The organism is Rhizobium sp. SEMIA 4085, assembly GCF_013004495.1.
GTDB lineage: Bacteria > Pseudomonadota > Alphaproteobacteria > Rhizobiales > Rhizobiaceae > Rhizobium > Rhizobium gallicum.
The window spans coordinates 1-11,100 of the sequence record NZ_JABEPH010000201.1 but is presented as its reverse complement, the minus strand read 5'-3'; the positions used below and the strand labels follow the sequence as shown (position 1 = coordinate 11,100).

Below are 11,100 nucleotides of genomic sequence, written 5' to 3'. Positions count from 1 at the left end.
CGCGCCTGGACGCTTATTTCGGTCGGCAGGTCGCACGGCCGTGCGCGCTCCAGGATTTGCTTCAGGGATACGCTGACGCGAGCGGTCGCGCCCCTGCGAAGTCCTCGCTTGGGTACCCACAGGCCGGCACGCCGCTCGTACCAGCATCCGGAAGCCACGATGCGACCGCCAAGACCTTCAGCCTGTCTCTGGAGCAGATGGTTCCGGCGACGCCGGGCCAAACCGACAAGAAGCCGATGCATATCCCGCTCAGCCTCGCCCTTTTCGGCGAAAACGGCGGCAAGATCGAGCCGGCCTCCGTCGAAGGAGCCGAGTATACCGGAGAGGTGCTGCATCTCATCGGCAGAACGCAGACTGCTGTTCTCCACGGCATCGGATCGCGGCCGGTCGTTTCGATCAACCGCAGCTTTTCGGCACCGATCAACCTGCATCTCGACCAAAGCCCCGCCGACCTCGCGCTGCTCGCCCGTCACGAGACGGACCATTTCGCTCGCTGGCAGGCGCTGACCGATCTGGCATTGCCGAACCTGCTGAAGGCAGCGCGCGATGCGCGTGAAGGCAAAGCGATTGCCTGCGAACAGACCTCCATCGATGCACTGCTTCATGCCGCCGCCGACGAGAGCCTTGAGCCCGCCTTCCGCGCCCAGGCGCTCGCCCTGCCGAGCGAATCCGACATCTCGCGCGAACTCGGCAGCAATAATGATCCGGACGCGATACACGCCGGGCGCCAGGCCGTCATGAAGCAGATTGCAGATCGTGGAATCGCAATCTTTACCGGTCTCTTCGAGAAAATGACAACGCCGGGCGACTTCAGCCCTGACGCAAAAAGCGCCGGCCGCCGGGCGCTACGCAATGCCGCGCTGACCTACCTTTCCTATGTGGAGAATGGCCCAGCACGCGCCAAGGCTGCGTTCGACGCCGCAAACAACATGACCGAGAGGCTGCACGCGCTGACAGTCCTGGCACACCGCTTTCCCGAAAGCGGTGAAGCGATCGCCGCGCTTTCAACATTCCGGGACGACTTCGTGGAAAACGCCCTCGTCATCGACAAGTGGTTTTCCGTGCAGGCAACCATCCCTGGACCCAGCGCGCTCGACCGGGTCCGCAGGCTGATGGAAAGTCCGCTCTTCAAGCGCACCAATCCGAACCGCGTTCGCGCGCTTGTCGGCACGTTTGCCTTCACCAATCCCACCGGCTTCGGCCGGGCCGATGGCGAAGGCTATCGTTTCCTGGCGCGCGAGATCCTCGATATCGACCAGCGTAATCCGCAGCTTGCTGCCCGCATCCTGACCTCCATGCGTTCATGGCGGTCGCTGGAGCCGGTGCGCGCCGGTTTGGCCCGCGCTGCCCTGACGGAGATCGAACAAGCACCCGCCCTTTCGACGGACGTTCGCGACATCGTCGAGCGCACGCTGAAGGGGTGATTTGCTCGCCAGAGGCGCCGCGCGACCCTGCGGCGCTTTGAAACGTCTCGGCAAAAAACCAGCACTTATAGATAGTTAACAGATTTTTACCTTTCCCTCTGGACACGGCGAATCAGTAATGATTCATTGAGTGAGGTTCGAGCGAGCGGCGCTGCGAATCACACGAGGGATCAAGGCTAGTGATGATGAACGTGCGGCGGGCAACTGCGGCCGGAGGGCGGCTGCGTGTTGATTTTGAAGGGCTTCGTGCCTGGCACGGCAATGCCTCCAACCGCACCGCGGCGATCTCCAAGCCGATAGCAAGCCGCCTTCCGCACACCGAAATCATCCTAAAGCGCGCCATCCCGGCACTGATCGTGGCATTCCTTGCCGTCGTCGCATGCTCGCATCTTTTCGGGATGATGTCGGAATATACTCGCATGGGCGCAGCCGCCCGGCATGCGACCGCACTTTCGGCCGCGACCGCCGCGGCCGTATTTGCCGGTTCCAGCGATCTCTTCGACAACGGCAGAGCCGCCGAAGCCCAAGCGAAACTTGCGAAATTCCTGCCACAGGACCGTCTCGGCAGCGGCTCCTTCATCCGGCTCGTGCAGACGAGCGGCAAAGTCTTCGCCGCATCCACCGCGGGCCTTGCCTATGTCGGATCGAATGCCGGCGATTTCTTTCCCGAGGTTTCCGCCATCCGCCGCTTCGGGGATCGGGCCGGCGTCATTGAAACGACGATCAGCGGCAATCCGCACTACGCCGAAATCACCCTCGTCGGCAGCACCGGCGGCTATATCATCGCAGCAACCTCGCTGGACGAGATCGGCAGGCTCTGGCGCGAAGAGCTGACACTCAACGTGACGCTGTTTGCCGGCATTTCGTCGATCTTGCTGGTGATCCTTTACGCCTACTACATGCAGGTCAAGCGCGCCCGGGACGCCGACGAGATCTTCGTCGAATCGAACCAGCGCGTCGAGACAGCACTTTCGCGCGGCCGCTGCGGGCTTTGGGATTTCGATTTCGACAGCCGCGAATTCTTCTGGTCGCGTTCGATGTACGGCATGCTCGGCCTGCCGGCTTCCGACAAATCGCTTTCCTTCGGCGACGCGGCGCGGCTGATGCATCCGGAAGACGGCGGGCTGCACGAAATCGCACGCTCTGTCGCCAAGGGCAGTTCCGGCCAGGTCGACCAGATCTTCCGCATGCGCCATGCCGGCGGCCACTATGTGTGGATGCGCGCCCGCGCCCAGATGATCCGCAGCAATTCCGGCCGCGTCCACATGATCGGCATCGCGATGGACGTGACCGAGCAGCATCGCCTCGCGCAGCGCTACGCCGAGGCCGACCAGCGCCTTGCGGACGCGATCGAATGCACGTCGGAAGCCTTCGTTCTCTGGGACAAGAATGACCGCCTGGTGATGTGCAACGTCCACTTCCAGCAGGCCTACGGGCTCCCGGACAGCGTCCTCGTTCCAGGCACCGAGCGCAGCGTGGTCAACGCTGCAGCCGCCCGGCCGGTCATCGAGCGCCGCATGGCCAACGCCGATGGCGCCGGCCATTCGCGCACGACCGAGGTCCAGCTTGCCGATGAGCGCTGGCTGCAGATCAACGAACGCCGCACCCGCGACGGCGGCATGGTTTCGGTCGGCACCGACATTACGCTTTTGAAGCGCAACCAGGAGCGCCTGCGCGAATCCGAGCGGCGTCTCATCGCGACCATCGGCGACCTCAAGGCATCGCGTCAGACGCTCGAAAGTCAGAAAGCTGCTCTTTCGGTCGCAAACGCCAACTACCAGGCCGAGAAGGAACGCGCGGAAGCGGCGAACAAGGCGAAGTCGGAATTCCTTGCCAACATGTCGCATGAGCTGCGCACGCCGCTCAACGCCATCCTCGGCTTCTCCGAAATTCTGCAGAACCAGATGTTCGGCCCGCTCGGTTCGCTGAAATACGACGAATATGCCCGCGACATCCATGACAGCGGCAAGCACCTGCTCAACGTCATCAACGATATCCTGGATATGTCGAAGATCGAGGCAGGGCACATGAAACTGCACCGCGAGAAGATCGATCTTGCGCCGCTGATCGAGGAAAGCCTGCGCTTCACCGCCATTCCGGCCGCCCAGAAGAACATCGTCATCGAGCAGCGCGTTTGTGATGGCATGACGCTGACGGCAGACCGCCGCGCCATGAAGCAGATCCTCCTCAACCTTCTCTCCAATGCGGTGAAGTTCACCAACGACGGCGGCCGTATCGCGCTCCGCACCCGCCGCGATGCGGCGGGCGTCATCGTCACGATCGCCGATACCGGGATTGGCATCCCGCACGAAGCGCTCACGAAGATTGGCCAACCTTTCGAGCAGGTTCAGAGTCAATATGCCAAGAGCAAGGGCGGTTCCGGTCTCGGCCTCGCCATCTCCCGCTCGCTGACGGCACTTCACGACGGCAAGATGCGCATCCGTTCGCGTGAGGCGATCGGCACCGTCGTCTCGTTCCGCATTCCGGACGGAGCGCGTTAGGAATTCACCGTCGCCTGGAATATCTTCCGAACAGCCTTCGAAAGCCGTTTGATCTCGCCTTCAAGCGTCTTGACGTCCGGGCAGTCCCCTGCCCTGCACACCAGCTCCGTCAGCCCGGACGGCGCCTCGGCGGGATCGAAAGGCCCGTCGATGCAAAGCCGGATCAGCTGCGACAGCTCCGTATAGAGGGTGAACGCCTCCAGGCAGAGGTCGAGGTCGGCCGCCGGCAGAAGCTTCGCCCCGAGCGTCTTCAGCGCCTCACCGGTATTCATCCCGCCGATCTTCGCCGTTACGCTCCTCACCGGCGAAATCAGCGCCAGATATTGCGCAATGAATTCGATATCGATGACGCCGCCCGGAATAAGTTTCAGATCCCAGATGCCGTCCGGCGCTTTCTCCTTGTCGATCAGTTCGCGCATCTCAGCGACGTCGCGGCTCACCTTTGCGGCATCGCGTCTCTTTGAGAGAACCTCGCGGATGATCCGTTCCGCCTCGCTCATCAGGCTCTGATCACCACAGATCAAACGGGCGCGGCTAAGCGCCATATGCTCCCATGTCCAAGCCTCGTCGCGCTGGTATTTCTCGAAAGACCTGATGCGCGTGGCGACCGGGCCCTTGTTTCCCGAGGGGCGAAGCCGCATGTCAACTTCGTAGAGGACGCCTTCGGCGGTCGGCGCCGAGAACGCCGCGATCAGCCGCTGCGTCATGCGTGTAAAGTAACGCACGGCATCCAATGGCTTCCCGCCGTCGGATTCGCAAGCGGCATCGTCATAGTCGTAGAGCAGGATGAGATCGATGTCGGAGCCCGCCGTCAGCTCGAAGCTGCCAAGCTTGCCCATGCCGGCAATGGCGACCTTGCCGCCGGGAAAATCGCCGTGTGCCGCCCGCATTTCCTGCCTGACCGCATCGAGCGCGGCTTCAATCGCAAGGTCGGCCAGATGGGTGAAGGCGCGAGCTGCCATCAGCCCGTTGATCGCGCCGGTCAAGAGCCGGATGCCGATCAGGAAGCGCTGCTCGGCGGCAAAGATGCGCAGCCGGTCCAGCACCTCCTCGTAGTGGCCCGCCTGCGCCAGCGATGCCTTCAAACGTTCGCCGAGATAGTCACGCGTCGGCAGCTCCGCCATCAGTCCCGGATCGAGCATGCCGTCGAAGACGTGCGGCTTGGCGGCGATCACCTCGGCAAGCTTTGGCGCCGAGGACATGATGTTGACGATCAGCGAAAGCAGCGCCGGATTGCTGCCGAGCAAGGAGAAAAGCTGAATACCGGCCGGCAGGCCGGAAATGAAGCTGTCGAAGCGCAGCAGCGCCTCGTCAGCCCGCTTGCTTTCGCCGAAGACGCGAAGCAGCTCCGGCGCGAGCTCCGTCAGCCGCTCCCGCGCTTCGACGGATTGTGTCGCGCGATAGCGGCCGTAATGCCAAGTGCGGATAATGCGGGAAATATCGGACGTGCGCTTGAAGCCGAGCTTCTTCAGCGTCTCCAGCGTATCCGGATCGTCGGCCTGGCCTGTGAACACCAGATTTCCGGTATCGGTCGACAGCCTGGTCTCCTGCTCGAAGAGCCGCGCATAGCGCCGCTCCACGGTGCGCAGCACCTCCACCAACCGCTCAGCAAAACTCGGCGTATCCGTAAAGCCCATCATGAAGGCGATGCGCTTCAGATCGGCCTCTGTTTCCGGCAGCAAATGCGTCTGCTCGTCGCGCACCATCTGGATGCGGTGTTCCACATCACGGAGAAACCAGTAGGCCTCCGTCAGTTCGTCGCGGGTTTCCGCATCGATCCATTTCGCCTTGGTCAGTTCGGCAAGCGTCTGCTCCGTGCCGCGGCTGCGCAGCGCCGGCATGCGCCCGCCGGCAATCAGCTGTTGCGTCTGCACGAAAAATTCGATCTCGCGGATGCCGCCGCGGCCGAGCTTGACATTGTGCCCCTTGACCGCAATTGCGCCGTGGCCCTTGTGCGCGTGGATCTGCCGCTTGATCGAATGAATGTCTGCGATCGCCGCATAGTCCAGATACTTGCGGAAGACGAAGGGCGCAAGCCCGCGCACGAACCCCTCTCCCGCCTTCATATCCCCGGCAACGGGCCGCGCCTTGATGAAGGCTGCCCTCTCCCAATTCTGGCCGCGCCCTTCATAGTAGATCATCGCGGCATCGACCGGGATCGCAAGCGGTGTCGAACCGGGATCGGGACGCAGGCGCAGATCGGTACGGAAGACATATCCGTCGGCCGTGCGCTCCTGAAGGATTCGCACCAGCCGCCGCATCATCCGCGGAAAGATGTCGATCGCATCATCCGGATCAGGCACGATGCCGGCATGCTCGTCGAAGAAAACCACAAGATCGATATCGGACGAATAGTTCAGTTCCGATGCGCCGAGCTTTCCCATACCGAGCACGACCAGACCGGAACCTTCGCTCGGATTTTCGGCGTCCCTCAATTGCAGTTTGCCGGCCTCATGGGCAGACAGCAAAAGATGATCGATCGCGGCTTTGACCGAGGCTTCGGCCAGGGCACTCAGCCAGGCCGTCGTCTGCCGCCCGTCGAAGAGCCCGGCGAGATCGGCGAGAGCGACAAGAAATGCCACTTTCCGCTTGATGGTCCGCAACCGGCTCATGACGGCAGATTCGGCAGGCGAAATCCCGTCTTCGGGCTTCCAGCAGTCGCGCGCCTCAGCAATCAGCACTTCGATCTGCGGCTCGACAGGCGATGAAATCGCAGCAGCGAGAACCGCATTGTCTATATTGGCAATCTCGCGAAGATAGGGCGAAAGCGTCAGTACCGCAGCGATGAAGTCGGATAGCGGACCACCTGCCTTCAGCAGTGCCGCGACGGCCGGTTCGTGCCTGCCGATATCCTGCAGGTCGGCGAGCGCCAGCTTGAGCTCGGATTGGTTCAGCGGTCGCAATAAACCGCCACCCACGTTCTTCAGGCTGTGTGTCGAATTCGTCAGCATTTCACCTCCCGGTGCCGCCGCGCCCGGAATCAGCGCTGCCATACGAGCCCCTAACCTAGGGTCACAATCCGGGGCGGCCAACCCTAAGCCGGCTTGACGGGGAAAATCACGCTGACGGTAAGGCCACGACTGTCTTCTTTTTCCGGATCTGTATCGGAAAGCTCCAGCGTGCCGCCATGCAGTTCCATCACTGCCTCGACGAGCGAAAGGCCAAGCCCCGTGCCGGGCTTCGACCGGCTCTCGTCAAGCCGCACGAAGCGCTTGACGACATCCTCGCGCTTGTCGGCGGGGATGCCCGGCCCGTGGTCGGCGACCGAAAGGCAAATGCCGTCAGGCCGGCGCAACAGCTTCAGGCTGATTTCACCGCCCGTGCCATCCCCGGAATATTTGATCGCGTTGTCGATCAGATTGAAGATCGCCTGGCCGATCAGTTCGCGGTTGCCTTGGATGGATATGCCGGGTTCGATGCTGGATGTCAGCAAAAGTCCGGCCTCATCCGCAACGGGCTCGTAAAGTTCGGCGCTGTCGGCAACAATCGTCGAAAGCTCGATTGGCGACATCTCCGCGGCGACAGAACCCGCTTCCACCCGCGAGATCATCAAAAGCGCATCGAAGGTTCGGATCAGTTGATCGGATTCCGAGATGATCCCGTCCAGAGCCAGGCGGCGCTGATCCTCATTGGCCGTGTCAATCGCATCAGCGGCCTTGTTGCGCAGTCGCGTCAGCGGCGTCTTGAGGTCGTGGGCAATGTTGTCGGAAACTTGCCGCAGGCCCTCGTTCAGCTTTTCGATGCGCTCCAGCATCGTGTTCAGCGAAACCGACAGGCGGTCGAATTCGTCGCCCGAGCCGCCGACCGGCAGGCGCTGCGAGAGGTCGCCCGCCATGATCTTCTTGCTTGCGGCGGACATGCGATCGATCCGCTTCAGCGCGTTGCGGCCGATACCGAACCAGATGATGATGGCGCCGAGGCCCATGATCGCAAGCGCGATCATCAGCGCCTGGCGCACCAGCACGCGGAAGCGCTCGGGCTCGCCGAGATCGCGGCCGACGAGAATGCGCAGGCCGTTGTCGAGCACGAAGATATTGGCGATCGCCATGTGGCGGCGGTCGACCCCGCTATCGGCGTAGCGTTGATAGAAGAAGGGAACGGAGGTCCAACCGGTTTCCTCAAAGACGCCCGGCTGCACCGAGGCGACGTTGCCCGCAAGGATATCGCCCGACGGGCCGGCGATGACATAGAGATTTGCGCCCGGCTGACGCGTGCGGCGCTCCATCGCGCGCAGCAGCGCGTTCATGCCCCCCAGATCATACGCACGCCTGACCACATCGACTTCTTGCTGGACGGCCTCGCGGATCTGCCCGCTGAGCAGCCGCTGCGACATCGCCGTCACGTAGAAGACGAGCGTTGCGGCGCAGATTGAAAAAAGCAGGATATAAAGGGCCGAAAGACGGACTGCGGTGGACTTGAAGAGAAACCAAAAACGGCTCATCCCTCGTCCTTGATCATGTATCCCGCACCGCGGATCGTCTTCAGCAGCGGCCGGCTGAAGTCCTTCTCGATCTTCGAGCGCAGGCGCGAGACATGCACGTCGATGACGTTCGTCTGCGGATCGAAATGGTAATCCCAGACATGCTCGAGCAGCATGGTGCGCGTGACGACCTGCCCGGCATTCTTCATCAGGTATTCGAGAAGGCGGAATTCGCGCGGCTGGAGCGGAATTTCCTTGCCGCCGCGCCGGACTTCATGGGAAAGCCGATCGAGTTCGAGGTCGCCGACGCGGTAGACCACGTCCTGCTCCGGCGTGCCTTTGCGACGGCCGAGCACTTCGACACGGGCGAGAAGCTCGCTGAACGCGTAGGGCTTCGGCAGGTAGTCGTCGCCGCCGGCGCGAAGGCCGGTCACGCGGTCATCGACCTGCCCCAGGGCGGAAAGAATGAGAAGCGGCGTATGGACGCCCTTGCGCCGCAGCTCGCTGATGACGGAGAGCCCGTCGCGGCGCGGCAGCATGCGGTCAATGACGATCACGTCGTAGCTGTTTTCGGACCCCATGAAGAGCCCGCTTTCGCCGTCGCTTGCATGATCGGCGATGATGCCTGCCTCGCGAAAGGCCTTTGTGAGGTAGGCCGCGGTTTCGAGATCGTCTTCGATGATGAGAATCTTCATCCGGCCGACATTACCTGCCGGTTGCGTTTGGGCAAGGCTCAAAGCGTCATCCTGTTGCAGTGGGGTCATCGCCGTCGTCCTTGAAAAGGATGGAGAAAGGGAGCCGCGCGGAGGTCGGATCGCGGCTCCCCTTTTTGGGCCAAGGTGGGAGGATCAGCCTTGGCCGTTGATCGGCAGCGCAACGAAGCGGCTACCTTCCTGGGACTGGATCTGGAAGAGGGCCCGGGTGCGGCCGTCCTTCTTCGCCTGGTTCAAAACCTTGACGACATCATCGGCGTTGGAGACCTGCTGGTTGTTCACCGAGGTGATCTTTTCGCCTTGCTTGATGCCCTTGTCGGCAGCATCCGAATCCGCGTCGATGCCGGTGATCGTCAAGCCCTTGCCGTCATCGGAGGGGCCGACCGTCAAGCCGAGATCGGCAAGCGCCTTTTCGGATGCCGGTGCCTCAGGCTGCGGTGCCGGACCACCATTGTCGTCGTTGGAGGCGTCCTTCTGGTCGATCGGCAAGGTGCCGAGTTCAACAGTGAGGGATTGAGCCTTGCTGTCGCGCCAGACCGACACTTCGACCTTGCTGCCAGGCTGCATGGCGCCGATGCGGCGGCTGAGATCGCGGGCATCCTTGACCGTTTCGCCGTTGACGGCAGTGACGACGTCGCCTGCCTTCATGCCGGCCTTCTGGCCCGGCGTTCCATCCTGAGCCGAGACGACCAGCGCGCCGTTTGCTTCCGATAGGCCGAGCGAATCGGCGATGTCCTTGGTAACCGGCTGGATCTGTACGCCGAGATAGCCGCGCGAAACCGTACCGTCCTTCATCAGGTCGGCAACGACGTCCTTGGCGGTCGAAGCCGGGATCGCGAAGGCGATGCCGACGCTGCCGCCCGACGGCGAGAAGATCGCGGTGTTGATGCCGACCACCTGGCCGCTGAGGTTGAAGGTCGGACCACCGGAGTTACCGCGGTTCACGGCTGCGTCCACCTGCAGGTAGTCGTCATAAGGACCGGAGCCGATATCGCGGCCACGGGCCGAAATGATGCCTGCCGTTACCGTGCCGCCGAGACCGAACGGATTGCCGACCGCCACGACCCAGTCACCGACGCGGACATTGTTGTCGTCAGCCCAGTTTACATAGGTGAACTTGCGGCCTTTTCCGTCAACCTTGAGCACCGCGAGGTCCGTGCGCGGATCCCTCCCGATCAGCTTGGCGTCTAACTCGGTCCCGTCGGTCATGACGGCAACAAAGGCCGAGCCGTCGGAAACGACGTGATTGTTGGTGACGACATAGCCGTCTTCGGAAATGAAGAAGCCGGAGCCCTGCGCGACTGGGCGCAGGCGGCCCTTGCCATCCGGCGGGCCAAACCTTCTGTTCGGACCGCCCTGAGGACCGTTCGGGCCTTGTTCGCCGAACTGCCTGAAGAAGCGCTTCAGCGGGTGGTCGTCGGGAAGATCGTCGAAACCGCGGCCGTTGAAATCGAACGCGAAGCCGTCGGTGCTGTCGGAGGCCGGATTGATGCGGGATTCGACGCGAACGGAAACGACGGCCGGGGAAACGGCGTCGACGACATTCGCAAAGCTCGGGACCGACGGAGCTTGAACATTGACAGCTTCGGCGTACGAGCGCGTGATCTCAAGCGGCACACCGGTTGCAAACACGGCGGCAGCGAGACCTGCGACAGTGGACGCCTTCAGCATCGTTTTGAGGGAGGGAGTCGTAAACATTTTAGGCACCTTCTCTTCTTCTTGTCTTCGTCCCGGCCAATGCCGGATCGGTCGATGCACGAAGATATAGGATGCCGAACCTTACTGCGAACTGTCCGCATAATGAAAAATTCGTAATGTAGGAATTAGCGCTCTATAAATTTCAATGTCCAAGGCAGCCTCGACGGGTTGAGCGCTGTACTTCTTGCTCCCCCAGATATATTCATGATACCTTAAATATTCTTTCGATCCGGCGAGGATGCCTTGGGGCAAGGGTCATGCGATGAGGGTTGTCGGAACATCTGCGTTGGGTGTCTTGCTTGAGATCTCGCGCGCCTGGGGAGGATGTCTGCGAGAGGGGGAAG

6 protein-coding genes are annotated in these 11,100 nt (G+C 62.1%); 2 read left to right on the top strand and 4 right to left on the bottom strand.

Annotated features, from left to right (window positions below; translation table 11 throughout):
• A partial coding sequence (locus tag C9413_RS19475) for a DUF3458 domain-containing protein (protein WP_170250785.1) occupies positions 1-1,424 on the top strand: 1,424 nt, incomplete at its 5' end.
• Between the two features lie 182 nt (positions 1,425-1,606).
• Positions 1,607-3,925 carry a PAS domain-containing sensor histidine kinase gene (locus C9413_RS19470; protein ID WP_170250784.1) on the top strand — a complete coding sequence of 773 codons (2,319 nt, stop codon included), beginning with the start codon at positions 1,607-1,609 and terminating at the stop codon, positions 3,923-3,925.
• Here the strand turns inward: C9413_RS19470 and C9413_RS19465 are convergent.
• The 4 genes from C9413_RS19465 to C9413_RS19450 form a co-directional block, all read right to left on the bottom strand.
• Entirely contained in the window at positions 3,922-6,876 is a 2,955-nt protein-coding gene (locus C9413_RS19465; RefSeq protein WP_039844367.1) for a bifunctional [glutamine synthetase] adenylyltransferase/[glutamine synthetase]-adenylyl-L-tyrosine phosphorylase, read from the bottom strand. The genes C9413_RS19470 and C9413_RS19465 overlap by 4 nt on opposite strands.
• An 83-nt stretch (positions 6,877-6,959) precedes the next feature.
• Complete coding sequence (locus tag C9413_RS19460) at positions 6,960-8,366, bottom strand: HAMP domain-containing sensor histidine kinase (protein ID WP_039844366.1); 1,407 nt, start codon at positions 8,364-8,366, stop codon at positions 6,960-6,962.
• The gene (locus tag C9413_RS19455) at positions 8,363-9,109 is read right to left on the bottom strand and encodes a response regulator transcription factor (protein WP_039844365.1); all 747 of its coding nucleotides are present in this window, start codon (positions 9,107-9,109) and stop codon (positions 8,363-8,365) included. Before C9413_RS19455 ends, C9413_RS19460 begins: the two co-directional genes overlap by 4 nt.
• An 84-nt stretch (positions 9,110-9,193) precedes the next feature.
• Positions 9,194-10,756: a Do family serine endopeptidase gene (locus C9413_RS19450; RefSeq protein ID WP_039844364.1), complete on the bottom strand. Its 1,563-nt coding sequence runs from the start codon at positions 10,754-10,756 to the stop codon at positions 9,194-9,196.
• Positions 10,757-11,100: the final 344 nt, after the last annotated feature.